Origin of the sequence: Nocardioides sp. (genome assembly GCF_036267815.1) — a bacterium.
In the GTDB taxonomy this organism is placed as follows: Bacteria; Actinomycetota; Actinomycetes; order Propionibacteriales; family Nocardioidaceae; genus Nocardioides.
The window spans coordinates 1-24,674 of sequence record NZ_DATAVI010000013.1; the positions used below are offsets into that span (position 1 = coordinate 1).

Here is a 24,674-nt window from a genome sequence, read left to right on the forward strand (position 1 = left end):
CGCGATCACGACGAAGGCCTCCGAATCGCCTCTGCGCATGACGAACTGCGCGGTCTCCGAACTGCCTTCGGGGTAGTAGTTGACGAGTGGCGGTCGCCTGTCGAGGTCAATGTCGAACTGGCGGACCATAAGACCGTTCCCGCCCGGTTCCTTGGCGGGGCAAAGGACCGCGCCCCCGGTCACTGCGGTTGGCCTCACGGTCACCTGCGGCTTCATGACTAGCACCGTTCGATCTTGCGTGGCCTGGATTCTGACCAGGATGTGGCGCCATCCGACGCCCTCGGCACCGTGACCGCGAGCCCAGTCGGCCCATTCCTGCTTCTCGTGTGGCCCGGGTCCTGGGATGCCCTCAGAGAAGTAGAAGTCGGTGTCAGCAAGCCACGCCGGATCGACGTTCAGCATCTCGTCGGGCCGCAGACCGCCCATCTCGTCGGGCGTGGCGTAGACGAGAAGTTTGATTCCGTGGTCGCCCGTCTTGCGCAGGATCACGGGGTCGAGTCGGTTACGGAGCGGCCCCCACAGGAGCGCCCACGCTCCGAGGACCAGAGCAAGGACGAGGCCAGCGATTACAGATCCCAGCACTGCTTCCCCCACAGTCAGTGCGAGCACGACCACTCCTCGACTCTTCGGATCGGCTCTTGCGACCGCGTCGTCCCATCCTTCACGCAAACCGGGACCAACGCGATACGAAGGCGTACTTCCGACTCAACCCACGTGCGCAACAGCCATAGCGCGGGCCTACGTCCCAGCGTTCGACTCCCTCGTGAGCTGATCCGCCAAGTCGACACGCTCGATCTACGCAGGGGACTCAGGCGTCCCCGCGGACCAACCGATCATCTGCGCTTCCTCGGCACCGCCCTGGTGCTCCCGCTGCCAATTGGCAGCCTCCACAGCTGCCCAGAAGTCCGCGGGACGGCGCCGAGCGTCGACCAGTCTGTCCAGTTGCGTGAGGGACAGTGTCCGAAGGGAGCCGTCGCTCATTCTGACCTCGTAGACACGACGGCCATGCAGGAGGCGGCGAAGTCCTCGCCGGTCTTCTGTTCGGCGGAACGCCACAACCCTCACGAGGGTCAGGATCTCACGCGCCCCGGCGACCAAGAGCGCTTCGCATCCGACCGTGCCGCCAAGCGGTGTTGGCAGTGAGGGCACTGACCCACCTCGGCGACAAGGGTGGCACGGGCTTAGCACATATTTCGGCACATGAACCGGCGCGAGACGCGGACCCAAACACAATGCCCCAGGTCAAGGACCTGGGGCTGTTGTGCGCGAGGGGGGAGTTGAACCCCCACGCCCTTTCGGGCACACGGACCTGAACCGTGCGCGTCTGCCTATTCCGCCACTCGCGCCAGAAGCGCGCCAAGGTTATCCCAGCCCGCGACGGGCGCCCAAACCGCGGTCCGGGTGTGCGTGCTGGATACGATCGAGCACAACCCGACCACCCTCGGGCGCCGTCCCACCCGGGGCGGAAGACCAGGCCACCGGTCGACGTCACGCGCGTCGGCGGGTACGGCGAGATCGGGAGGAGGTGCGGGCGTGAGCGGGCTCCAGAGGTTCGAGCAGCGCCTCGAGGCGATGGTCTCGGGGGCGTTCGCCCGCGCATTCCGCAGCGCGGTCCAGCCGGTCGAGATCGCCGCCGCGCTCCAGCGCGAGTGCGACAACAACACCCAGATCCTGTCCCGGCAGCGCCGGATGGTCCCCAACGACTTCCACGTCGAGCTCTCCGGGCCCGACACCGACCGACTCGCGCCGTACGACTCGGCCCTGGTCAAGGACCTCGCCCTCCAGCTCCAGGAGCACGCCGAGAAGCAGAGCTACGTCTTCGCGGGCCCCATGACCATCGCCTTCGACCGCGCCGACGACCTGACCATCGGCCGGTTCCGCGTGCGCAGCCAGGCCCAGGCGGCCGTGGTCAGCAACGCCACGCACACCCAGGTACGCCGCGCCCGGGCGCTGCTGGAGGTCAACGGCACGCGTCATCCGCTTCAGCCGCCGGGCCTGGTGGTCGGCCGCGGCACCGAGGCCGACCTGCGCATCAACGACCCGGGGGTGAGCCGGCGTCACGTGGAGTTCACGGTGACCGAGTCCGCGAACGGCGGGGTCGGCATCTCGGTGCAGGATCTCGGCTCGACCAACGGCATGCTGGTCGACGGGCACCGGATCACCAGCGCCGCGCTCCAGGACGGCTCCGAGGTCAAGATCGGGCGCACGACGATGACCGTGCGGGTGGAGGAGGACGCCGATGTCTGAGCTGACGCTGTTCTTGATCAAGATCTCCTACCTCGCGATCCTGTGGATCTTCGTGCTCTCGGCGATCTCGGTGGTGCGCTCCGACATGTTCGGGGCCCGCCTGCCGGCGACCGCCCGCGAGGCGGCCGCGCCCAAGACCCGGCGGCAGCCCAAGCAGAAGGCACGCAAGGGATCGCCCACCCATGTCCTCGTGGTCGACGGCGCCAACCGCGGCGAGCGCGCCGACCTGTCCCAGGCCCCGATCCTGATCGGGCGCGGCTCCGACGCCGCGATTCGCCTCGACGACGACTACGTCTCGACCCGCCACGCCCGGATCGCCTCCAGCGGCGACACCTGGTTCGTCGAGGACCTCGGCTCGACCAACGGCACCTACATCGGGAGCGCGCGGATCACCCAGCCCACGACGCTGACCCTCGGCACCCAGGTCCGGATCGGCAAGACCCTGCTGGAGCTGCGCAAGTGAGCTTCCGACTCCAGTACGCCGCGATCTCCGACGTCGGGCGTGTACGCAAGGACAACCAGGACGCCGGGTACGCCGGTCCCTGGTTGCTCACCGTCTGCGACGGAGTCGGTGGCGCGGCCCGGGGCGACCTCGCCTCCAGCACGGCGATCACCCAGCTGCGGCGCCTCGACGAGCCGCCGAGCGACGACCACGACGCGGCCGACACCGCCGAGCACCGCCTCGAGCTGGTCGCGGGCGCCCTGCACCGCGCGTCGGACAAGATCGGCGACCTCGTCGACGAGGAGCCGTCCCTGAGCGGCACGAGCACGACGGCGACGGTGGCGTTGTTCGACGGCGAGCGGCTCGCCATGGGCCACGTCGGCGACAGCCGCGCCTACCTGTTCCGCGACCGTGAGATCAGCCAGCTCACCAGCGACCACACGTTCGTGCAGAGCCTGATCGACGAGGGCCGGATCACCGAGGCGGACGCGCGCACCCACCCTCACCGCAACCTCATCCTCAAGGCCCTGGACGGAGTCCACGAGGTCGACCCCGACCTCTTCACCGTCCAGCTGGCGGAGTCCGACCGGATCCTGCTGTGCAGCGACGGCGCGTCCGGGTCGCTGGACAACCGCCGCCTCGCCGACATCCTGTCCACGGGCTCCCCGGACTTCGCCGCCGTCGAGCTGGTCCGGGCCAGCCTGGAGGCCGGCAGCACCGACAACGTCACCTGCATCGTGGCCGACGTCCTCCCCGTCAGCGCCGAGGAGACGGCCGACGAGCCGACCCCGATGGTGGTCGGCTCGGCCGCCGAGCTGCGTCGCCGCCCACGGGCCGGCGCGTCGTTCTTCCGCGGCCACCGCGCCGGCGACACCGGCGAGATGGAGCCGATCGCGGCCGACCTGGTCGACGAGCTGCCGCCGGGCGTGCCGTTCGCCATCGACACCGACCCCGAGGCCGCCCGCTACGCCCCGCGCCCCCCGCGGCGACACCCATGGCTGCGCCGCGGGCTGGCCCTGCTCGGCCTGCTCGGGATCGCCTGGATGGCCGGCGCGGCGGCCTGGACCTGGAGCCAGCACCAGTACTACGTCGGCGAGCAGCACGGCGTCGTGACCGTCTTCCGGGGCGTCCAGGCCGACGTGCCCGGGCTCTCGCTCTCCCACGCCTACGAGACCAGCAACGTCCGGGTCGGCCAGCTCGACCCCTACACCGCCCGCACCGTCGAGTCCGGCATCGGCGTCGGCAGCCTCGGCGAGGCCGAGCGCACCGTGCAGCGCCTGGCGACCAGCCAGTCGGCGCCGACGAGCGGGGGGCAGTGAGATGGCCCAGCAGTCGGGTGCCCTGATGCCGTTCGTCCACCGTCGCCGGAGGGGAGCCGAGCTGTTCCTGCTCATCCTCGCCCTGGTCGTCGGGGTCGGCGCCTACGCGGCGGTCGGGCTCGGCGTCAAGGAGAAGGTGCCGCCCGACATCGTGTCGTACGGCGGCTGGCTGGCCGCCCTGATCATCGTCGCGCACATCACCGTGCGCCTCGTCGCGCCGTACGCCGACCCGGTGCTGCTCCCGATCGTGGCCGCTCTCAACGGGCTCGGGCTGGCCGAGATCCACCGCCTCGACCTCGCTCTCAACCACCACTTCGCGCGTCAGCAGCTGGTCTGGATGACCTTGGGCGTCGCGCTGTTCGTCGCCACCCTGACGATCCTGCGCGACCACCGAGTGCTTCAGCGCTTCACCTACACCAGCGGTCTGGCGGCCATCGTGCTGCTCCTGCTGCCGATGGCCCCGGGCATCGGCAAGAGCGTGAACGGCGCCCGGATCTGGATCCACGTCGGCTCGATGAGCTTCCAGCCCGGCGAGGTTGCCAAGGTGCTGCTCGTGGTGACCTTCGCCGGGTACCTCGTGCTGCACCGCGATGCCCTGGCGCTGGCCGGGCGCCGGGTGGCGATGGTCGACCTGCCCCGGGGCCGTGACCTCGGGCCGATCCTGACGATGTGGGCGGTCAGCCTCGGCATCCTGGTCTTCCAGCACGACCTCGGCTCCAGCCTGCTGTTCTTCGGGCTGTTCCTGGTCATGCTCTACGTCGCCACCGAGCGCGCCGGCTGGCTGGTCGTCGGCGCGACGCTCTTCGTGGTCGGCTCCTACCTCACCTACGTCTTCATCGCCCACGTGCGCGAGCGGTTCCAGCTGTGGTCCGACGTGTGGGCCCACTACGGCCAGAACACCGACGACAAGGGCCGGCAGACCGTCGAGACGATGTTCGGGATGGCCTGGGGCGGGCTCGTCGGGCGTGGCCTGGGCCAGGGCTCGCCGTGGCGCATCCCCTTCGCCGAGAGCGACTTCATCTTCGGTGCCATCGGCGAGGAGCTCGGGCTGACCGGGTCGATCGCGGTGATCCTGCTCTACGGCCTGATCGTGGAGCGCGCCCTGCGCGCCGCCCTGATCTGCCGCGACGACATCGGCAAGCTACTGGCGACCGGCCTCGGCGGCGCGATCGCGATCCAGGTCTTCGTCGTCGTCGGCGGCGTGACCCACCTGATCCCGCTGACCGGCCTCACCACGCCGTTCCTGTCGTACGGCGGGTCGTCGCTGGTCGCCAACTGGGTCATCGTCGCGGTGCTGCTGCGCATCTCCGACGCCGCGAGACGACCGCCGCCCGACCTCTCCACGGGCGACGACGCCGCCATGGACGAGACCCAGGTGGTCAAGCTGACATGAGTCACCCCACGACCTTCTTCTCCCCGGCTCCGCTCCTGCGAACAACGCCGCGGGGGCCCCGATGAACAAGCCCATCAGGACGGTCTCCATCTTCTGCCTGCTGCTGTTCTTGGCGCTCGCCGTCAACGCGACCTACTTGCAGTACTACCACGCCAGCGCGCTCAACGACCGCGCCGACAACGGCAGGGTCGCCACCGCGACGTACTCCCGAGCACGCGGGGCGATCCTGGTCGGTCACACGCCGATCGCCGAGAGCGTGAAGGAGAACAAGGACCAGTACAAGTACCAGCGCACCTACCGCGACCCGTACATGTACGCGCCGGTGACCGGCTGGTACACCTTCGGCAACGAGACCGGCATGGAGCGCTACGAGAACTCCTTCCTCTCCGGCGAGGACGACAGCCTGTTCGTCAACCGGCTGGTCGACCTGGTCAACGGCACCGCCACCAAGGGCGGCAACGTCCAGCTCACGATCGACCCGGCCGCCCAGAAGGCCGCGTTCGACGGGCTCTCGGCCCTCGGTCCCGACATCGAGGGCGCCGTCGTGGCCATCCAGCCCGACACCGGCAAGATCCTGGCGATGGTCTCGCTGCCGACCTTCGACCCCAACAAGCTGGCCGACCACGACTTCAAGAAGGCCAACGCCTACGCCACCCGGCTCTCCAAGCTGAAGTCCCAGCCCCTGCTCAACCGAGCCATCCAGACGACGCTCGCGCCGGGGTCGACCTTCAAGGTCCTGACCGCGGCGGCCGCCGTGGAGCACGACGGGCTCACGTCGACCTCGGTGGTGCCGGCCGGGCCGTCGTACACGCTCCCGCAGTCGAGCAACACGGTCCACAACGAGGTCGCCGGCTGCCTGTCGAAGATCACGCTCACGGTGGCGATGATGGACTCCTGCAACACCGCCTTCGCCCCGCTGGCGGTCAAGGTCGGGGCGACCGACATGCACCAGACGGCGACGGCGTTCGGGTTCAACCAGCAGTACTTCGACCAGCTGCCCGGGCAGGCCATCTCCCGCTACCCCGCCGGACTCGACCCGCCCGGCACCGCGCTGTCGGGCTTCGGCCAGGGCTCGGTCACCGCCTCGCCGCTCCAGATGGCGATGCTGACCGCCGGCATCGCCAACCACGGCGTCGTGATGCAGCCCTACCTCGTCAACGCCGAGCAGTCGCCGACCAGCTTCGAGACCCTGAAGCCCGGCAGCTCCCACCAGCTCTCGCAGGCGGTCTCGTCCTCGACGGCGACCGAGGTCACCAAGATGATGGTGGCGACCGTCCAGAGCGGCACCGCGACCCCGGCCGCCATCCCGGGCATCCAGGTCGCCGGCAAGACCGGCACCGCCCAGAGCGGCCTGAAGAACCCCGACGGCAGCGAGGTGCCGCCGTACGCCTGGTTCGTCGGGTTCGCCCCCGCCCCCTCACCGAAGGTCGCGGTCTGCGTGATGATCCAGCACATCAACACCCCCACCGACGAGATCGCCGGCGGCAAGCTCGGGGGCCCGATCGCCAAGGCGGTCATGGAGGCGGTGCTGAACTCCCATGGCTGAGCACCCGATGCCGCAGACGCAGAAGACACCCAAGAAGGGCCACCCGTGAGTCCCGACACGACACCCGACGGCCAAGCCGAGGGGCACACGCTCATCGGCGGCCGCTACGCGCTCGGCGAGCTGCTCGGCCGCGGCGGGATGGCCGAGGTCCGCAAGGGCACCGACGCCCGCCTGGGTCGCACCGTGGCGGTCAAGCGCCTGCGCACCGACCTCGCCAGCGACGTGACCTTCCAGGCGAGGTTCCGGCGCGAGGCCCAGAGCGCCGCCTCGCTGAACCACCCCTCGATCGTGGCGGTCTACGACACCGGCGAGGAGCCCGCCAGCGACGGGTCCGGCATCTCCCAGCCCTACATCGTCATGGAGTACGTCGCGGGGCGCACCCTGCGCGACATCCTGCGCGAAGGGCGCAAGATCCTGCCCGAGCGGGCGCTGGAGATCGCGAGCAGCGTGCTGTCGGCCCTCGACTACAGCCACCGGGCCGGGATCATCCACCGCGACATCAAGCCCGGCAACGTCATGCTCACCCCGGCCGGAGACGTCAAGGTCATGGACTTCGGCATCGCCCGCGCCATCTCCGACGCCTCCAGCACCATGACCCAGACCGCCGCCGTGGTGGGCACCGCGCAGTACCTCTCGCCCGAGCAGGCGCGAGGTGAGCCCGTCGACTCGCGCTCCGACGTCTACTCCGCCGGCTGCCTGGTCTACGAGCTGCTGACCGGCCGCCCGCCGTTCATCGGCGACTCCCCCGTGGCCGTCGCCTACCAGCACGTGCGTGAGCAGGCCGCGCCACCCTCCGACCACGACACCGACCTGCCGCCCGAGGTCGACGCCATCGTGATGAAGTCGCTGGCCAAGCGCGTCGAGGACCGCTACCAGTCGGCCGCGGCGATGCGTGGCGACATCGAGCGCTACCTGGCCGGGCACCCGGTCCACGTGACCCCGCCGCCACCCCCGCCGCTCGAGCCGGTGACGACCGTGGTCTCGCGGCCGCCCGCGCCGGTGACGCCGGTGGCACCGCCACCCCAGGAGGAGTACGAGCCCGAGGAGCGCGGCACCCGGCCCGGGCTGCTGGTGTTCCTGGGCATCCTGCTGGTGATCGTGCTCGGGCTCGCGGCGTACCTCCTGCCGAAGATGTTCGCGAGCCCCAGCGACCAGGTGAACGTGCCCCGGGTGATCGGGCTGACCCAGGACCAGGCGCGGGCCAAGCTCGCCGACGCCGGGTTCACCGTCGGCGCCCCGAAGTACGGCTACAGCAGCAAGGTGGCCGCCAACCGCGTCATCAGCCAGGACCCCGCCCCCGACGATCTCGCCGACAAGGGCGCGACGGTGACGATCACGCTGTCACGAGGCAGCCATCCCACGCAGGTGCCCTACGTCATCGGGCAGTCGCGCGCGCAGGCGCAGGCCGCCATGGTGCAGGCCCACCTCAAGCCGATCTTCACCAAGGTGCAGTCCGACCAGCCGAAGGGCACCGTCACCGAGACGAAGCCGGGCAGCGGCCAGCAGGTGCCGCGCGGGACGCCGGTGACGATCTCGATCGCGGAGGGCCCGCAGAAGGTGCCGGACGTCGTCGGCCTGATGCAGGACCAGGCGATCCAGAAGCTCAAGGACGCCGGGTTCAACCCGCAGGTCAGCCCCGACAACAGCTCCACCGAGCCCAAGGGCACCGTGACCGGGGAGACCCCCAACGCCGGGCAGCCGCTCCAGCAGGGCTCCACGGTCTACATCACGGTGTCGCAGTACGAGCCGACCTCGCCGCCCACCTCCGAGCCCACCGGGCCGAGCTCGCCCCCGACGTCGGAGCCGACCTCGCCCCCGACCTGACCGGGGGCAGGTGAGCGGACGCCTCAGCCGGCGCCGCCCGGCTGGGGCAGCACCCGGGCGTACTGGAGGCCGGTCAGTCCGTCGTACGCCGGGGCGACGACGTGGCTCTCGACCTGCTCCGCCCACCCCACGGCGATGTCGGGGTCGGCGGCGTCGGCTCGGTAGACCTGGAGGTAGGAGTCGTCGGCGATCGCCCCGCTGAGCCGGCTGACGTCGCCGACGGCCTGGATCCGGTACGGCTGGCTGTAGGGCACCCCTTGGAGCTGGACGGAGTTGCCGATGCAGCGGATGCCGGTCGTGCTGACGACCCGCTGGCCCTGGATCGTGACGGCCGTGGCCCCGCCCTTCCACATCGCGTTGACGACCGCCTGGATGTCCTGCTGATGGACCAGCAGCAGGTTGGGGTTGTCGACGGTGTCGGGGGTGTCGGAGTCGGTGCTCTGCGGGGCGTCGGAGAGGGTGACGGTGATGCCGGGCCCGGAGACCTGCTGGAGGCCGGCGGCACCCTTGACCGCGTCGGCCTGGCGCTGGAAGCGCTGGACCCGGCGGTTGTCGACCGCCCCGCTGAGGGCGGCGACCTGCTGGTTGAGGTCGGAGACCTGGCCTTTGAGACCCGCCACCTGCTGGGCGTCGCCGCGCACCAGGGACGCCAGGTCGGTGTAGCGGCCGGGGCGCAGGTCGGTGCCGTCGCTGCTGTGCGCGCTGATCACGAACAGGGCCCCGCTGAGCAGCCCGACCACCGGAGTGGCGAGCCGCCAGGCCAACGAGCGGCGTGGCCTGCGGTGGGGTCGCGGCGACATGCCGACTAAGGTATCCCGCGACCTGTCAAGGCAGCCGATGTCTAGGTGAGGAGGCCTGCGTGGCCAAGCTCAAGGCCAAGCAGTCGTTCGTCGATCCCGACCGCGGGCCGCTGGTCAGCGTCCGCTTCGTGGTCGCCATCGTGCTCATGCTCGTCGGCATCGCCTGGATCGCCTACTACTACACCGGCGTCCGCGCCGACCCCTCCAGCCTGACCGCCAAGCCCAGCGGCCCGGCGTTCATGGGTCACCTGGAGAAGTGGAACTACGCCGTCGGCTTCGGGTTGTTCTTCCTCGGGGCCCTGGTCTCGGCGCATCCCGCCACGCCCCTGGGCCGGGGCCGCGGCGTGGTCGTGGGCATGCTGACGTGCTTCATCCTGGGCCTGCTGTGGATCTGCACCTTCTACGTGATCTCCGGCAACCAGCTGCCCAAGGTCGCGGTCTTCAACGACCTCGACCAGTGGAACCTCGTGGTGGGCATCGCGTTCATGGCCGTCGGCTTCTCGTTCGCCACCCGGTGGGAGTGAGTTCATCAACAGCTGTGGAACGATCTGTGGATAACTACACGCGTGTAGTTCGCTGACAGGTCCGGCGGGTCAGGTCAGCGCGGCGGTCCGCAGCAGCACGATCACCACGATCGCCACCGCGACGGCGCCGTACCCCGCCGCCTGCCACACGACGCGCCTCTCCCTTGGCGCCCTGGTCAGGGCCAGCGCGATCACGGCTCCGCCGACGAACCCGCCCACATGCCCCTCCCAGGAGATGTTGGGGGCGAAGACGGTGATCGCGGCGTTGATCCCGATCCAGACCAGCAGCTGGCTGACGTCGGCGCCCGCCTTGAGCGCGATCACGAGCAGGGCGGCCATCAGGCCGAAGATGGCGCCCGACGCGCCAAGCGTCGGCGTCGCCGGGGCGGAGAAGAGGTAGACGGCGGCCGAGCCGAGCAGGCCGGACAGCAGGTAGAGCAGGGTGAAGCGGAGGCGACCCAGGACCGCCTCCAGCTGGGGTCCGAGGAACCACAGCGCCAGCATGTTGAAGGCGATGTGGATCGGCTCGGTCTCGTGGGTGAACATGCTGGTCAGCAGCTGCCACGGCGCACCCGTGGCCACCCCGGCGATCCAGTGGGCGCCGTGGGCCGGCCCGACGAGGGAGCACTCGTGCCGAGAGGTGACCGTCGGGAAGTAGCCGCCGCGGCCGTCGCCGCACTCGCCGTAGGGGATCAGGGAGAGGCGCGAGAACCACTTGCTGGTGTCGCTCCCGGTGGTGGCGATCAGCAGCCACACCGCGACGTTGATCCCGATCAGGACCTTCGAGACGTACCCGAAGCTCCCCGGGTGCAGCCCGCCGTACGCCGTGCGCGCCTGGCGCGTCGTACGCCGGCCCTCGGCGATGCAGTCGGGGCAGTGGAACCCCACCGCGGCATCGCGCATGCAGTCAGGGCAGATCGGCTTGTCGCACCGCTGGCATCGGATGTAGGTCTCGCGGTCGCGGTGGCGGTAGCACGTAGGGACGTCGGTTGCGCTCAGGTGGCCACAACCTCGACGGACTCGATCACCACCGGCTCCACCGGACGGTCCCCCGGGCCGGTCGACGTCGTCGCGATCGCGTCGACGACATCGCGCGAGGCCTGGTCGGCGACCTCGCCGAAGATCGTGTGCTTGAAGTTCAGCCAGGTGGCCGGCGCGACGGTGACGAAGAACTGCGAGCCGTTGGTGCCCGGCCCGGCGTTCGCCATGGCCAGGAGGTACGGCTTGTCGAAGACGAGCTCGGGGTGGGGCTCGTCCTTGAAGGTGTACCCGGGCCCGCCGGTGCCGGTGCCGAGCGGGCAGCCGCCCTGGATCATGAAGCCGTCGATGACCCGGTGGAACCCCAGGCCGTCGTAGTAGCGCACGCCGCTGCGGCCCGCGTCGTCGCGGTACTCCTTGGTGCCATCGGCGAGGCCGACGAAGTTCGCGACGGTCTCGGGGGCGTGGTCGGGGAACAGGTTGATCGTGATGTCGCCCCGGTTGGTCTTCAGGACGGCCTGCTGGTCAGCCATGACTGCCTCTCGCGGTTGCGTGCCTAGCGTGGTGGTGAGGCAGATCCTGCCACGGAGCACAACCGAGGGGCCCGCCCGGCACTCACCCATGGAGACCGGCTGTTGGGGTACGTGGAGGATCGTGGTGGGATAGAGACCAGACGAAGGGAAGGCTCCCATGGGCATCCGACGGAAGAAGACGATCCTCGAGCAGGCCGCCGACTACGTCGAGGCGGCCGTCGACAAGGCCGGCCCGATCCTCGCCGACGCCAAGGACCGGGCCGGCTCGGCGCTGGGGGAGGCGCGCGACCAGGCCGGACCCGCACTCGCCGACGCACGAGACCGGGCCACGCCCCTGATCGCGCAGGGCGCGTCGCTGGCTGCCGAGAAGGCCTCGCAGGTCGCCGACGTCGCCGCCGACAAGGCATCGACGGGCAAGGAGCTGGCCTCGGCCAAGGCTGCGCAGCTGACCGGCAAGCCGAAGAGGAAGCATCGTCTGCGCAAGCTGCTGATCCTGACCGGGATCGCCGCGGCGCTCGGCTTCGTGGCCAAGAAGCTCACCGCCAAGGACGCCGACGACGCGTGGCAGTCCCCGACCCCCGCGCCGCCCAGCCCGTCACCGGTCAAGCCGAGCACGACTCCGGCTGCCGACGAGGCCGGAGCCGGCCCCGACGAGGCGCTGGCGGACTCCGCCGAGGAGGCTCACGAGGCCACGACGCCCGACGAGCCGGCCGAGGTCGTCGACGTCGCGCCCGGCGAGGAGCCCGTCGAGACGAAGCCGGCGAAGCCCTAGGAACCCTAGCCTCCCTGGGCGGAGGGCTGCCGGGCTCGCGCGGGTGCCAGCTCGGGGTAGTCCTCGCGGAAGCGGCGAACGACGACGCGCTCGACCCAGAAGATGACCAGCGGGATCAGTCCTGCCAGGAGCACGAGCACGGCGAACAGCACCGACCAGCGGGTGTAGCGCCAGAGCAGGAACGACACGACCAGGTAGGCCATGTAGAGGAAGCCGTGGCCCACGCCGACGATCGCGGTCACCTCGCTCCCGAAGCTCTGGAGCCCACTCCCCTCGGCGGCGAGATACTTCAGCGGCACGCCGACGAAGACCAGGGTCGCGAGCAGCACTCCCACCACTGGTGCCAGGACGCGATAGAGGATGAACAGGGTCTTCGCCACGTGCCGAGGCTAGCCGGGCCCCGGTGAGGGGTCCGGCGAGTGCCGCCGTCCGAGGACGTCCTCCTGCACCCAGCGCCACCACACGAAGGCCGCGAAGGCGCCGAACATCCACCACTGGAAGGCGTAGAGCAGGTTGCGCAGCGCCGTCGACGCGCTGGCGCCCGCCAGGTGCTCGGCCGCGACCGCCGCCAGGCCCGACATCCCGGTCGAGGCCACGGCTCCGCCCGGCACCTCGCGGTCGGTCGCTACGACGTACCCGCTGTAGAGGTCGTACGGCGCGCGCGGCAGGAGGTCGGTCACGTCGAGGGCGGGCACGACGTCGTCGTGGGTGTCCCGGTCGGTCGTCGCCGTCTCCTCCGACGGCTGGAGCAGGCCGACGAGGGCAGCCTGACCGCGTGGCGCAGCGGGCGCCGCTCCGACCTCCGGCGACCAGCCGCGCACGACCGGGATCGCCGAGCCGTTCGCGGTGACGACCGGCGTGACGGCCCACACGCCGGTGTGGCCGTCGTGCTCGCGGTTCGCGACGTACACGGTGTGCGCGGGGTCCCAGCGACCCAGCACCGTCACCGGCCGCCCGATCGCCGACGTCGGGAACGCGGCATCGGGGCCGAGTACGTCGGTCAGCGCGGCGGGGTCCTCCCGGGTCACCGACGCGGCGTCGTCGGCGCGATGGCCGTGCCAGACGCCCAGCTGCCACCGCCCCAGCAGGACGCACGCGACGACTGCCACCACCATCAGGAGATGGGCGCCCCAGTACCGCGGGGCGAGCGCGTGGCTCGCCGGCATGACGGGGGCGTCGATCGGCACCCGGTCAGACTACGAGGAGCTCCCAGGCACCCCACTACATGCCGTTGGCGGCGTAGCCGACATCCCGGAACACCCCACCGACACCGTGGGTGCAGAGCCCGAAGCCACCGGAGTAGTCCGCCGGAGCGGGGTCGGTGTAGGTGATGACGGGCAGCGCCTGGTCGTTGAGGTAGACCTGGATGTCGGCCCCCCACCGGACGACGCGCAGCCGCACCGGAGTGCGCACCGGGTCGAGTCCGGTGGGGACGTCGGGGACCACCTGTCCGACGCCCGCCTTGGAGAGCCCCACCGCGCCGTTCTCCCGGATGAGGGCGACGTAGCCGCCGCCGCCGCAGCTCAGGGAGCCGGTGGGCCCGTCGTTGGTGATGTCGATGCCGTCCCACGCCGTCGGATCCTTGCTCGGCGACACCTGGATCGCGGCACGGTAGGCGCCGTCGCCGAGGTGGGCGTTGTAGTCACCGGCGACGTCGGAGTGGGCGTTCAGGAAGACGTCTCCACCGCCGCTGTCGTCCTCGGTGATCGTGCTCGGAGACCCGACGACCCAGTGTCCGCTGACCTGGCGCCAGTCCAAGGCCGTCGGCCCGTCCTGGTCCGGGTACTGGGCCGGCACGTTGTCCCGCATCGTGAAGCTCTTGAACACCGCTTCGCCGTCGGCGACGAGCCCCACCTCTCCGCTCAGCTGCTCTCCTCGCGGAATCGTGTAGCGGATCGCCGGCGCCGCCATCCCGTTCCAGTTGTAGAAGCCGGTTCGCCCGGTGTAGACGGAGATCTCGCCGTGCGAGAGCACGATCTCCAGGTGCTGGAAGGTCGCGATGGGGGTCGGGGTCGCCAGCCCCGTCGCCACGGTCGCGGACCCCCGGCTCAGCTTCAGGGTGCTGTCGCTCAGCACCGACAGGACGTAGCCGTGTGGGCCGTCGAGGGTTGATGAGGTCTGCCCGAACGCGACGCCTGCGTAGCCGGACTGGAAGAGGCCGGCGAGCTCGACGTCCACGTCGATGGTGCTGGTCGGGCCCAACGTCGAGGAGGTGAGGAAGGCCGTCGCGAGACCTCCGGAGTCGCTGGTCGTGCCGACGGCATTGGGGTACTCCTTCCAGCTGCCCGTCGTCTCCCAGTGTGCGAGTCCGGCGGGCATGGCCAAGGACTCCCCGGCCCAGCCCGTGGGGTCGGTCCACAAGCCCGCGTCCTGCCAGCGGATGCCGTAGGTGCAGTCGCGGGGGCCCACGTCATAGGTCAGGCCCAGCGGACCCGTCACGACGTGGCCCGTGTCGTCGGTCACGAGGCGCAGATGGTGCGCGTGGGGCGGGAGCGGCGTCGACGAGTCGTCGTCCAGCTCGGTGATCGCCCGCGTGAAGCCGAGGCCCGTGCCCGACTGGTAGGCGTCGAGGGACGGCGTCTGGGTGTCGCGGTCGTCCGTCGCAACGGCGACGTACTGCCCGATGTCGTCCTCGTAGGCCACGCCGGTCGACTCGGCCTGTCCCGCGCATCCGTCTGCGGAGTCCGACCCGGGATGGACCATCGCGACCCCGAGGTCGCGCAGCGCGGCGGGCCAGCCGTCGGGGTCTCCGCTGACGTCCGCATCGGCCAGCCGCGTCTGCCACGCGCGGCCGTCGTGGTCGTCGTAGAAGAGCTGGAGCCGGGCGCCGGCGACCACCAGTGAGGGGTGGCCGACGCCCCACCCCTGGCCGAGCGTCCCCTTGATCACCGGCGCCGGATCTCCCACGCCCCAGCCGGTGCGTCCCCAGGTCACCCAGGGACCGCCCAGGGACGTGGCCCTGGCGACGAAGACCGCGTGCTGGTGGCCGTCGTACCCCGTGAAGGCCATGTAGTACGACGCGCCGTCCCTCACCACGCTCGGGTCGCAGACACCGGCTCCGTCCGCCGTGCCAGACCGGGGCAGGAGGACGACGGTGGCCGGCGACCAGGTCTTGCCGTCCACCGAGCTGCTCCAGCGGATCACCCCAGGTGCGCCGAAGAGCTGCGGACCGCAGGAGAACTGCTCGTAGAGCTTGGTCTGGCGGTCGAGGAAGACGTCGGCGCTCCCCCGCTCGGTGCCAGGAGCGGTCGGCGTGTACGCCGATCGGCTGTGCGCGGCGGACGAGGAGGTGTAGAGCACGTAGTCCCGCCGGCCGACCCCGGGCGGGACGGCGGCGGCTGGACCCGCGACCAGGGCGACCAGGGTCAGCGCGAGCGCGGCTTGGGTGATGCGAGAAGCAGGGCAGGCGAAAGCGGCCCGAGAGATCCGCACATGATGCCTCTCAACGGCGACCCGGCACCGGCCGGGGCGGGGGACATGACGGGGATTACTAGAGCGATCCTGGGCTCGCGCGGTCAACGCCACGGCACCGAGACAAAGTGGGACTCCCCTCGGCGAGCACCACTTTTCAGCGTGCTTCGCGCCGTTGACTGCGCGGCTCGAGGCCCGATGTGCTTGCCCCGGATCCTCCGCATCTCGGCTGACGTCGAGCCCCCACTGAAGGACGTCATGAAGCGACCACGACCCTCTGCTCTGTCCTGCCTCCTGCTCGTCGCCGGACTCCTGCTCATCGCCGTGCAGCCCGCGGTCGCGATGCCGGACGGCACCTCTCGTACCAGCTTCTACCTCCAGGCCAGCTCGTCCCCCCGGGACATCTACTCCCCGCTCCTGCCGATCGACTACCGCACCAGCCCGAGCGTCATCTTGGAGCCGAGCGGTCAGTACGACCAGTTCAACTGCGGGCCGGAGGATGGTGGGACCACCCAGGTGATCCGGTCGCTGACGTCTGCCGACAGCCACGTCTGGTCGACTCCGACCGTGGCGCTGCGGCCGACTCCGAACGGGCCGGACGCAGGCGGCGTGTGCGATCCGAGCGTCGTCCGTCTCGGCAGCTACTACGTCATGGCCTACATCGGTGCCGTCGGATCGCAGCATGCGCTGTTCGTGGCCCGCACCACGTCGTTGTCGCAACCGTGGCAGAAGTGGAACGGCCAGGGCTGGGGCGGGCCGGCGACGCCGAAGCCGATCGTCACCCCGGACCCGGGGCCGGGCTACGGCATCGGTCAACCCTCGCTGGTGGTGAGCGCGGACCAGCTGAACATCTTCTACGACGTCCACACCTGGGTGACGTGGCAGACCCGCCTGGCCGCGGTGCCGTTGCCTCTCATCGACACGTGGCCGGCCCAGGTGAAGGAGGCAGGCGTCGTCCTTCGCCACCCCGGGCGCGACGCGGCCTCGTGCGCGGGCTTCTACGACGCCACGCACGTGGCGTACGACGTGGTTCGGCGCCAGTACGTCGCGGTCACGGTCGACAGCCAGGACTACGCCACCCCCAGCGTGCAGACCTACGAGTCCCGCGACGGATCGAGCTTCACCCGGGCCCTCACGCTCGGCCTGCCCGCAGGCGGAAGCGCCCCGACGCCCCCTCGCTCGCACGACCTGTCGCTGGTCACCGACGAGGTGGGGGATCTCGACAGCCCCGACAGCCCCTCGCTGGTGTTCAGCTACGGCGGCACGGACTGTCCGGTGAAGCTTGCGTGGCAGGACCTCACCGTCGGCGCTCTCAAGACCGGATGGACCAGCACGTTGACCCCCACGGCCGGCGCCAAGGGTTGGGACTATGACCCCGACCAATGGAACGTCGACAGCAGCGGAGCCCTGAAGTCCCGCGGCGTGCTCCGCGACGGACCCGCGTTCGCCACCTACGGGGCCGGCGTGACCGGCAGCAACGCGGTCATCGACCTCGACTATTCCGAGGGTCTGTTTCCCTTCGCCCTGTGGGACCAGGTCGCCTTCGGCCAGACCCCCGGCGGGCTCGGTGGCTACACGCTACGGATCTACACCACGGGGAACGTCTCTCTCTTCGACCACGACCCGGACCACCCTCTTGCGACAGGCCAGATGTCAGGCTCGGGGTACTGGTTCCCCAACCATCTCCAAGTGGTGGTGTCCGGCGCGACGGTCACCGCCTACAGCGGCCTGGGCGGCGGCAGTCTGCTCAGTCCCATCCTCCAGTACACCGCATCCAGCAACGTCAACCTGACCGGCTATCTCGGCGTGGGCGCGTACGGGCCGAGCACGGCATTCAGCAACCTCACGGTGCGCGACGACGTCCCGGCCGACTACCGCAGTCAGGACGACACCCCGCTCGACTGGAAGCCCACCGCGGGCGCGTGGAGAGTGCGGGCTCCCAGCACGCTGGCGAGCCTCCAGGACGGCGAGAGCGAGATCTTCCTCCAGGGTCGGTCGGCCCCCACGGCGAACTACAACGCCCACCTCGGCGACGGCACCTACACCGCCACCGTCCAACTGAGCCCCGGCTCCCCCGCTCTCTCGTGGGGCGGTCTGGACATCACCAACGCAGACGCGCAGCTCAACCCCAGCTGGCGAACCGGCGGCTATCTCGTCTTCGTCCGCGCCAACGGCAACGTCGGGGTCTATCGGACCGGCATCGGCCAGATCGGACCGGACTACCCGACGGGCCTCGACCCCGTCGCGACCCCGGTCACTCTCACCGTCCTCAAGACCGGGGGCAATGTGCAGGTCTACGTGAACCACAACCCACTGCCGACGATCATGTACACCGACCACGCATCGCCGTACACCGTCGGGACGTTCGGGGTCGCCACCCACGAGACCGAAGGCGTCATCACCAACGTCGCCTACACCGGGATCAACGGGACGACGCCCTAGACGTGACGACTCTGCGGGCGAGATGGACAAGAGCGCCGGGCGCGACGCCCCAGGCTGCCTGTTCCGACTGCGGCGGACGAATCAGGGGTGAGGTCGAGTACGGCACGGCCGTGGTGACCGCGACCAAGCGTCGGATCGGGCGGCCAGGTTGGCCGCGTACATCCCCCAAGGCCGAGAACCCATCCTCCAGTGGTCACCCCAACTCTTGGTCGACCCTAAGCTCGGGGCCGGCCGGTGCATCCTGGGAGGCATCGTGGGCCAGCCGACGAACGACACTGTCGCGTGGCACACCTTCGCAGCCACAGCGGCGGCACCACTGATCAGGGTCGACTACCCGGCACGCCAAGACAGCCCGGTCGGGCTCGAGCCGCTGCCCGACAGCTTCGAGGCCGAGCTCATCGAGCCGGCAGAACGTGGTCAGGTCAGGGCAGGCGAAGGTAGCGTCGCGCACGTCCCGGGACCGCGGTCGAGCCCCGGATCCGGCTGTTGTTGGCGGAGTTCTCGACGTTGCCGGCCACGGTGATCGCGCATCGACCGGCGACGCGGCAGGCTCGCGCTCGTACTTCGGCGGCCGATCCGAGGCCAACGCGCTCGCGACGGTGTTCCGCGCGATCCCAAGCCGGCGCGCGATCGCCGACCACGCCCACGCCAAGGACCCATCGCCAACGACCGCGACCAGTCAGCCCCTACTCATTGGTGGATCCAGGTCAACCGTCCACACTCCTTAAGGGATGACCTGACGAACGTCTCGGTCGGGCTACTTCACCGAGCCCGCCATCACACCTTGGACGAAATAGCGCTGAAAGCTCAGAAATACGACCAGCGGTACGATCAGGGACAGGAATGCCCCAGGCGCCAGGATGTCGATACTGCTCCCGAACTGGCGGGTCTGGCTGGCCAACGCGACGGTAATGGGTTGGCTGTTGGCATTTGAGAATACCAGCGCGACCAGGAGGTCGTTCCAGACCCAAAGAAACTGAAAGATACCCAGCGAGGCGATCGCCGGCATCCCGAGGGGCAGGATCACCCGGAAGAAAATGCGCGCCTCGCTGGCGCCGTCCATCCGGGCGGCCTCCATGAGGTCGCGTGGGATCCCGGCGAAGTAGTTGCGCAGCAAGAACACCGCGAACGGCAGGCCGAAGCCCACATGGAAGCAGATCACCGAGAGGATCGTCCCGGAGATGCCGATGAAGGAGTAGAGCTTTACCACCGGGATCAGCGCGATCTGGATCGGGATGACCAGCAACCCGACGACCAGCAGGAATAGCGCGTCGCGCCCGGGGAACTCCATCCACGCGAAGGCGTAGCCCGCGGCCGACCCGATCAGCACCACCAGGATCGTGGCGGGCACGGTGATCTTGATGGTGTTGAAGAAGCTGGAGACCATCGTGCTGTTATGCAGCAGCGCGCTGTAGTTGCCCGCCGTCAGCTGAGCCGGGTGGACGATCGCCTGCCACCAGTTCCCGTTCGCGTACTGGGCCGGGTCGCGGAACGACTCGACCAGCAGACCGAAGGTCGGCAGCAACCACAGCAGTGCCACCACGATCAGGAAGATGCGGAGCGCTCCACCGCCGACGCGGGCCGCGATCCTCGCGGCCAGACCGCGGTTGATCGCACCGGTGACCAGGTCGGCGCTCATCGCTGTTCCTTCCGGAAGTTGCGAATCTGGAAGATCATCGCGGGGACCACCAAGATCACCAGGAGGATCCCGACGGCGCTGGCGGCGCCGTATTGCTGATTCCCGTACTCGTTGTAGAGCTGGACCGCAAGCACGTTCGCATAGCGCGCGTTGCCGCCTGCCGGTTGCTGCAGCACGAAGACGATGTCGAAGATCTTCAGGACATTGATCACCATGGTCACGAATACGACCATCAGGACCGGGGCCAGCAAGGGCATGGTTACCCGCCGGAACACCTGCCACTCGGTGGCGCCGTCCATCCGTGCGGCCTCCAGGGTCTCTCGGGGAAGGGCCGACATTCCTGCGGCCAGAAGGACCATCGCGAAGCCGGCATAGATCCAGAGGTAGGACAGGATGATCGCCGGTGTGATCAGGGACGGGCCCAGCCACGACACGCCCTCGTAGGCCGCCCCCATGTCCGAGGCCGGCAGACGCACCTGGTAGCTGCCGGAGCTGAGCCCGGAGAAGCTGAAACTGCCGTCGTCGCCCGTCGTGGTCGATGCCACCACCTTGCCGGACCGGATCGCCTGCACCGTCAGGTCGGGCACGCCGTACTCACCCGGGTCGACCTTCCCGGGGCTGCCACCACCGCCCAGCTTGAAGTCGTTCCAGATCAGCCCGGCAACGTCCGTGCCGGCTGCGGGCGCAGCGGCCGCTTTGGCGTTCGCGGGCAGATGGGTCAGGTCCAGGCCGGTCACCGGAAGCATCGCGGTCTGACCGGGGCCGAAGCTCGCCTTCGAGGTGAAGCCGGCCGACTGAGAGCCGGTCATCGCCTTGACCTGGGCGCTGGCCTGCAGGTTGGGGTACGACGTCCCCGGGGCGAAGGTGTCGTGGATGCCGGTGAGGACCGCGTTGCCCAGGCCTTCGGTGGGCTGGTCGACGTAGATGAGGGACCAGGTGATGCCCGCGGCGAGGAACGAGATCGCCATCGGCGTGAACACGACGATCTTGAAGGCCGCTGACCACCGCACCCGCTCGGTCAGCACCGCGAAGATCAGCCCGATGATGGTGATCAGCGCGGGGACGAACACCACCCAGATGACGTTGTTCTTGAAGGCCTCGAAGGAGTCGGACTGGGTGAAGATGTGGCCATAGTTGCTGAACCCGGCGAACGAGGTGACCTGGCCTGCCGAGCCGTCGTGGAAGAAGCTGCGGATGAGGGTGTAGATCAGCGGATAGAGCACGATCGCGGACAGCCAGACGGCCGCCGGCAGCAGGAAGATCCCGGCGACCCATCGCGACTCCCCAGGCAGCCGGGGCTGCTTGGTCTTCGCGCGTCGGTTGGCGGACTTGCCCCCTGACGGTCCTCCGACCGACGGGGGCGCCGCCGCCGCGCCACTGGTCATCGCCATTCAGCCCTTGCCGTCTCTCCGGTTTCCGCGATCTACTTCGAAGCCGCCGTAGCGTCCTTCTCGAGCTGTTGCTGGGTGGCTGCAACGTTGCCGGTCTTCAAGAAGGTCTGCAGGTCGCCCCACTCACCCTTGTTGGGGGTGCCGCCGAAGGCCGCCGGGGTCTGGTCGGACATGTCGAACACGAAGTTGTTCCCGACCTTGACCATCGCCTGGGCCAACTGGGCCGAGGTCGGGTCGTCGTATGACGACGACGCCACGTTCTTGTTCACCGACAGGAACCCGCTACCGGCCGTCGAGACCAGCGACGTGGCCGCCTTGGGACCGGCGAGGTAGGCCAGGAAGGACGCGGCCGCCTTGTTCTGCGTGAAGGCGCAGCCGAAGTCACCGGCCGCCTCGACTACCGGAGACGAGCCGTTGATCGACGGGAACGGGAACACCTTCGCGACGGTGCCGACCGTCGCCGGATCCTTGTCACCGGTGATCGTGGTCGCCACGAAGCTGGCCTCGTAGACAAGGGCCGAGGTCGGGTCCTTCTTGAACACGTTGTCGACCGAGGTGGTGAACGGGACCTTCACCGCATCCGAGGGCGGACCGATCAGCTGGGGGTCGCCCCAGATCTGCTTGAGGGTGGTCAAGGCAGTGGCCACCGACGGGTCGGTCCACTTGATCTTGTGCTGGGTCAGCTCGTTGTACTTGGCGATGCCCGCAGTGCGCAGGTAGACGTTCTCGAACCAGTCGGTGAGGGTCCAGCCGTCGCCGCCACCGACCGAGATCGGGACATGCACACCGGAGGCCGACAGGGTCTTGGCATCGCTGATCAGAGCGGGCCACGTCGTCGGGGTCGAGGAGATACCTGCGTTGTTGAAGAGTGTCGCGTTGTACCAGACCGTCGACTTATCGGACGCGTCGACGGGGACGCAGTACATCTTTCCCTGGTAGGAGCCAAGGGACCCCCACTGCGAGGCGAAGTTCTGGGCGACCACCTGCTGGGTTGCCGCGCTCACCGGGAAGATCTTGTTGGACGAGGCGTACTGCGCGATGGCGCCGGGTAGCGAGAGGATGGCGATGTCCGGCGGGGTGCCGCCAGCGACTTTGGTGCCGAGCACGCCCGCCTCGTTGCCACCGGCGGCCGGGGTGTACTTCCCGGAGGCGCCGGTGGAGTTGTCGAAGTCCTTGATGACTGCGTCGAAGGCGTCCTGCTCACCGCCGGTCCACTGACCGAGGATCGTGAAGCTCTGACCCTTCAGGCTCTGGCTGCTGGCCGCCGGGCTCGAGCTCGACGAGCCACCGCAACCGGCGAGCGTCACGAGCGACGCGACCGCGAGTACGGCAGTGGCCACTTGCTTGCGCTGTCTTACCACGTTGTCCTCCTTTAGAATTCCTGTGTTGGAGCGCCCGCTGCCGCAGGCGCATCAGCATCTTCGAGGTCCGTTCCGGCGCTCGGCCGGTCCCAGATCGCCTCGCCGGACGCGGCGTCGAAGAAGTGCATGCGCTCGCCGTCCAGCGCCATGGTGATGCTGTGATCGATCCGGACGTTGCTGCGCGGGTTGAACCGGGCGATCACCAGCGACCGATCCGAGAGGGGAGCACCCGGGTCGGTGTCCCTCCCCAGCTCTGCGAGATCCGCGAGCCCAGCCGCCGGAGGCACATCGGCGTTGACGTGCACCATCAGATCCGAGCCGAGCGGCTCGAGCAACTGCACGGTCCCGCTCAGGGTGGAGCCGGATCGAGGCCCGCCACGGGCGAGGGCGGCGTCCTCAATGTCCTCGGGGCGAATGCCGACGACCACCTGCTTGCCGATGTAGTCGCTCAGGAGCGGCCGAGCAGCCAGGGTGGACGCCGGTAGCTCCAGCGTCGAGGCGCCCAGGACGACGCTATGCCCACCGTTCGAGGCCTGCAAGGTCCCGATCATGAAGTTCATCGCCGGTGAGCCGATGAACCCGGCCACGAACAGGTTCTCCGGGTGGTCGTAGAGCACCTGGGGCGGGGCGATCTGCTGCAGGACGCCGAGCTTCATCACCGCCACCCGGTGCCCCAGGGTCATCGCTTCGGTCTGGTCGTGGGTGACGTAGATCGTGGTGACGCCGAGGTTGTGCTGGAGAGAGGCGATCTCGGCCCGCATCTGCACCCGCAACTTGGCGTCGAGGTTGCTCAGCGGCTCGTCCATCAAGAACGCCTGAGGCTGCCGCACGATCGCGCGACCCATCGCGACTCGTTGCCGCTGACCACCGGAGAGGTTGCGTGGCTTGCGGTCAAGGTACTCCGAGAGGCCGAGGGTGCGCGCTGCATCTTCGACCCGCCTGTTGAGCTCCGCCTTGGGGACCTTTCGCAGCTGCAGGCCGAAGGCGATGTTGTTGCGAACCGTCAGGTGCGGGTACAGCGCGTAGGACTGGAAGACCATCGCCACATCCCGATCACGTGGCGGCACGTTGCTGACCGCCCGGCCGCCGATCATGACCTCGCCTTCGCTGACGGTCTCGAGGCCGGCCACCATCCGCAGAGCCGTCGTCTTGCCACATCCCGAGGGACCGACGAAGACCAAGAACTCGCCGTCCTCGACCTCGAGGTTCAGATCGGTCACAGCTCTCGTGCCGTCGGCGTAGACCTTGCCTACGTGACGCAACTCGATGTTTGCCACCCTTGTCTCTCCGTCTTGGTCGACCGAGAACCCCGGCTTCTAACACACAGCGTTGCCGCCGCACCGGTTGCAGTATGCAATGTTAGCCCTGGGCAACTCAAGCGGTCTCACAGTGCAATCCAGTTGAGCTCCTGATCGTGGTGTAGCGCGGTCGCTGGGATCGTCACCGGCGTGTACGCCGGACGTTGACGCGGCCACCGCGTGATCCTTCGCGTGAACCTCTCACAGCACTCTCGAATGGGGTCGTCACGATGACCGCTGCCCACATTGTCGACCCGGCTGGCCCGCTCGGTGAAGCACTCGGCTAGGCCTAGGCCAGTCCCGATCTGATGCGTTCGTTGCTGCAATCGATCATCAACACCCTGTTGTCTGCCGACGCCGATGCGGTTGGTGGGTGCCGAGTGTGGCTGCCCGTCGCCGGGCCGTACGAGTCAGCGCACTGGGTCCGCCACCGCGATCTCGACACTCGGGTCGGGACCATCGATGTGGCGGTCCCCAAGCAGCGGAAGGGCAGCTACTTCCCGGAGTGGCTGCTGAAGCGTCGTAGCCGCTGGCTTAGAGCTGCTGGGTACGGGGCGCCAGGTCGACCCGTGTGGCCAGGTGGTCGGCGGCGTACTCGGCCGGGGTGACAGCGCCCAGCGACGGTGCACGCCAGGTGCCGCGTGCGACGTCGGCGCGGACCGTGGCGAGCCAGTCTTCGGCCTGGGTCTTGGTGGCGAGGGTAGGCGTCGGACCATCCCGAAGGCGGCTCGCGTGGGCTTGCGGCTGCGGGTGC

The 24,674-nt window shown here is 69.3% G+C and carries 21 protein-coding genes, 1 tRNA gene and 3 pseudogenes; 10 read left to right on the forward strand and 15 right to left on the reverse strand.

The features are described 5' to 3' along the window. On the reverse strand, positions 1 to 489 hold a 489-nt coding region (locus tag VHW64_RS02810; RefSeq protein ID WP_329648989.1), incomplete at its 3' end, for a hypothetical protein. Positions 490 to 1,262: 773 nt separating this feature from the next. Next, positions 1,263 to 1,346, reverse strand: a tRNA-Leu gene (locus tag VHW64_RS02815). Between the two features lie 187 nt (positions 1,347 to 1,533). Here VHW64_RS02815 and VHW64_RS02820 point away from each other — a divergent pair. The 6 genes from VHW64_RS02820 (at position 1,534) to pknB (ending at position 8,771) form a co-directional block, all read left to right on the forward strand. Next, the gene (locus VHW64_RS02820) at positions 1,534 to 2,247 is read left to right on the forward strand and encodes a DUF3662 and FHA domain-containing protein (RefSeq protein ID WP_329648990.1); all 714 of its coding nucleotides are present in this window, start codon (positions 1,534 to 1,536) and stop codon (positions 2,245 to 2,247) included. Continuing rightward, positions 2,240 to 2,710 (forward strand): FHA domain-containing protein FhaB/FipA, encoded by a 471-nt coding sequence (locus tag VHW64_RS02825; protein WP_329648991.1) that lies wholly within the window; start codon positions 2,240 to 2,242, stop codon positions 2,708 to 2,710. Before VHW64_RS02820 ends, VHW64_RS02825 begins: the two co-directional genes overlap by 8 nt. Continuing rightward, positions 2,707 to 4,008, forward strand: a complete 1,302-nt coding sequence (locus VHW64_RS02830; RefSeq protein ID WP_329648992.1) for a PP2C family protein-serine/threonine phosphatase — start codon at positions 2,707 to 2,709, stop codon at positions 4,006 to 4,008. Before VHW64_RS02825 ends, VHW64_RS02830 begins: the two co-directional genes overlap by 4 nt. A 1-nt stretch (position 4,009) precedes the next feature. Next, positions 4,010 to 5,401, forward strand: coding sequence for an FtsW/RodA/SpoVE family cell cycle protein (locus tag VHW64_RS02835; RefSeq protein ID WP_329648993.1), 1,392 nt, complete (start codon positions 4,010 to 4,012; stop codon positions 5,399 to 5,401). 61 nt (positions 5,402 to 5,462) lie between these two features. Next, positions 5,463 to 6,947, forward strand: coding sequence for a penicillin-binding protein 2 (locus tag VHW64_RS02840; RefSeq protein ID WP_329648994.1), 1,485 nt, complete (start codon positions 5,463 to 5,465; stop codon positions 6,945 to 6,947). Positions 6,948 to 6,992: 45 nt separating this feature from the next. Next, positions 6,993 to 8,771 carry a Stk1 family PASTA domain-containing Ser/Thr kinase gene (gene pknB / locus VHW64_RS02845; RefSeq protein WP_329648995.1) on the forward strand — a complete coding sequence of 593 codons (1,779 nt, stop codon included), beginning with the start codon at positions 6,993 to 6,995 and terminating at the stop codon, positions 8,769 to 8,771. A gap of 23 nt (positions 8,772 to 8,794) precedes the next feature. Here the strand turns inward: pknB and VHW64_RS02850 are convergent, their stop codons facing one another. Continuing rightward, on the reverse strand, positions 8,795 to 9,571 hold the full coding sequence (locus tag VHW64_RS02850; protein ID WP_329648996.1) for a DUF881 domain-containing protein: 777 nt from the start codon (positions 9,569 to 9,571) through the stop codon (positions 8,795 to 8,797). Positions 9,572 to 9,630: 59 nt separating this feature from the next. Between VHW64_RS02850 and VHW64_RS02855 the strand changes: the two genes are divergently transcribed. Next, positions 9,631 to 10,095, forward strand: a complete 465-nt coding sequence (locus VHW64_RS02855) for a cell division protein CrgA (protein WP_329648997.1) — start codon at positions 9,631 to 9,633, stop codon at positions 10,093 to 10,095. A gap of 69 nt (positions 10,096 to 10,164) precedes the next feature. On the opposite strand, the gene VHW64_RS02860 is transcribed toward VHW64_RS02855, so the two are convergent. Next, entirely contained in the window at positions 10,165 to 10,998 is an 834-nt protein-coding gene (locus tag VHW64_RS02860) for a rhomboid family intramembrane serine protease (protein ID WP_329648998.1), read from the reverse strand. A 92-nt stretch (positions 10,999 to 11,090) separates the two neighbouring features. Beyond that, on the reverse strand, positions 11,091 to 11,606 hold the full coding sequence (locus VHW64_RS02865; RefSeq protein WP_329648999.1) for a peptidylprolyl isomerase: 516 nt from the start codon (positions 11,604 to 11,606) through the stop codon (positions 11,091 to 11,093). Between the two features lie 157 nt (positions 11,607 to 11,763). On the opposite strand from VHW64_RS02865, the gene VHW64_RS02870 reads away from it, so the two are divergent. Then, a complete protein-coding gene (locus VHW64_RS02870; RefSeq protein WP_329649000.1) occupies positions 11,764 to 12,378 on the forward strand; it encodes a hypothetical protein in 615 nt (204 codons plus the stop codon). A gap of 5 nt (positions 12,379 to 12,383) precedes the next feature. On the opposite strand, the gene VHW64_RS02875 is transcribed toward VHW64_RS02870, so the two are convergent. The 3 genes from VHW64_RS02875 to VHW64_RS02885 are packed head-to-tail and all read right to left on the reverse strand — an operon-like array spanning position 12,384 to position 15,810. Next, on the reverse strand, positions 12,384 to 12,758 hold the full coding sequence (locus VHW64_RS02875) for a DUF3817 domain-containing protein (RefSeq protein ID WP_329649001.1): 375 nt from the start codon (positions 12,756 to 12,758) through the stop codon (positions 12,384 to 12,386). Positions 12,759 to 12,767: 9 nt separating this feature from the next. Further along, entirely contained in the window at positions 12,768 to 13,565 is a 798-nt protein-coding gene (locus VHW64_RS02880; protein ID WP_329649002.1) for an SURF1 family protein, read from the reverse strand. Positions 13,566 to 13,599: 34 nt separating this feature from the next. Further along, the gene (locus VHW64_RS02885; protein ID WP_329649003.1) at positions 13,600 to 15,810 is read right to left on the reverse strand and encodes a hypothetical protein; all 2,211 of its coding nucleotides are present in this window, start codon (positions 15,808 to 15,810) and stop codon (positions 13,600 to 13,602) included. A 237-nt stretch (positions 15,811 to 16,047) separates the two neighbouring features. Between VHW64_RS02885 and VHW64_RS02890 the strand changes: the two genes are divergently transcribed. Then, positions 16,048 to 18,231, forward strand: coding sequence for a hypothetical protein (locus tag VHW64_RS02890; protein WP_329649004.1), 2,184 nt, complete (start codon positions 16,048 to 16,050; stop codon positions 18,229 to 18,231). 250 nt (positions 18,232 to 18,481) lie between these two features. Here VHW64_RS02890 and VHW64_RS02895 read toward each other — a convergent pair. From VHW64_RS02895 to VHW64_RS02915, 6 genes and pseudogenes are all read right to left on the reverse strand, one after another. Next, a pseudogene (locus VHW64_RS02895) lies at positions 18,482 to 18,682 on the reverse strand (ISL3 family transposase); the annotation flags it as partial. A gap of 66 nt (positions 18,683 to 18,748) precedes the next feature. Next, positions 18,749 to 18,862, reverse strand: a pseudogene (locus VHW64_RS20240) (IS21 family transposase); the annotation flags it as partial. 126 nt (positions 18,863 to 18,988) lie between these two features. After that, positions 18,989 to 19,870: a carbohydrate ABC transporter permease gene (locus tag VHW64_RS02900; protein ID WP_329649005.1), complete on the reverse strand. Its 882-nt coding sequence runs from the start codon at positions 19,868 to 19,870 to the stop codon at positions 18,989 to 18,991. Continuing rightward, a complete protein-coding gene (locus tag VHW64_RS02905; protein ID WP_329649006.1) occupies positions 19,867 to 21,261 on the reverse strand; it encodes a sugar ABC transporter permease in 1,395 nt (464 codons plus the stop codon). The genes VHW64_RS02900 and VHW64_RS02905 overlap by 4 nt, the downstream gene beginning before the upstream one ends. A 32-nt stretch (positions 21,262 to 21,293) precedes the next feature. Next, positions 21,294 to 22,622 carry an ABC transporter substrate-binding protein gene (locus tag VHW64_RS02910; RefSeq protein ID WP_329649007.1) on the reverse strand — a complete coding sequence of 443 codons (1,329 nt, stop codon included), beginning with the start codon at positions 22,620 to 22,622 and terminating at the stop codon, positions 21,294 to 21,296. 11 nt (positions 22,623 to 22,633) lie between these two features. Continuing rightward, the gene (locus tag VHW64_RS02915) at positions 22,634 to 23,899 is read right to left on the reverse strand and encodes a sn-glycerol-3-phosphate ABC transporter ATP-binding protein UgpC (protein ID WP_329649008.1); all 1,266 of its coding nucleotides are present in this window, start codon (positions 23,897 to 23,899) and stop codon (positions 22,634 to 22,636) included. Between the two features lie 329 nt (positions 23,900 to 24,228). On the opposite strand from VHW64_RS02915, the gene VHW64_RS02920 reads away from it, so the two are divergent. After that, the gene (locus VHW64_RS02920; RefSeq protein ID WP_329649009.1) at positions 24,229 to 24,528 is read left to right on the forward strand and encodes a transposase; all 300 of its coding nucleotides are present in this window, start codon (positions 24,229 to 24,231) and stop codon (positions 24,526 to 24,528) included. Here the strand turns inward: VHW64_RS02920 and VHW64_RS02925 are convergent. Beyond that, positions 24,455 to 24,674 (reverse strand): annotated as a pseudogene (locus tag VHW64_RS02925) (hypothetical protein); the annotation flags it as partial. The gene VHW64_RS02920 and the pseudogene VHW64_RS02925 overlap by 74 nt on opposite strands.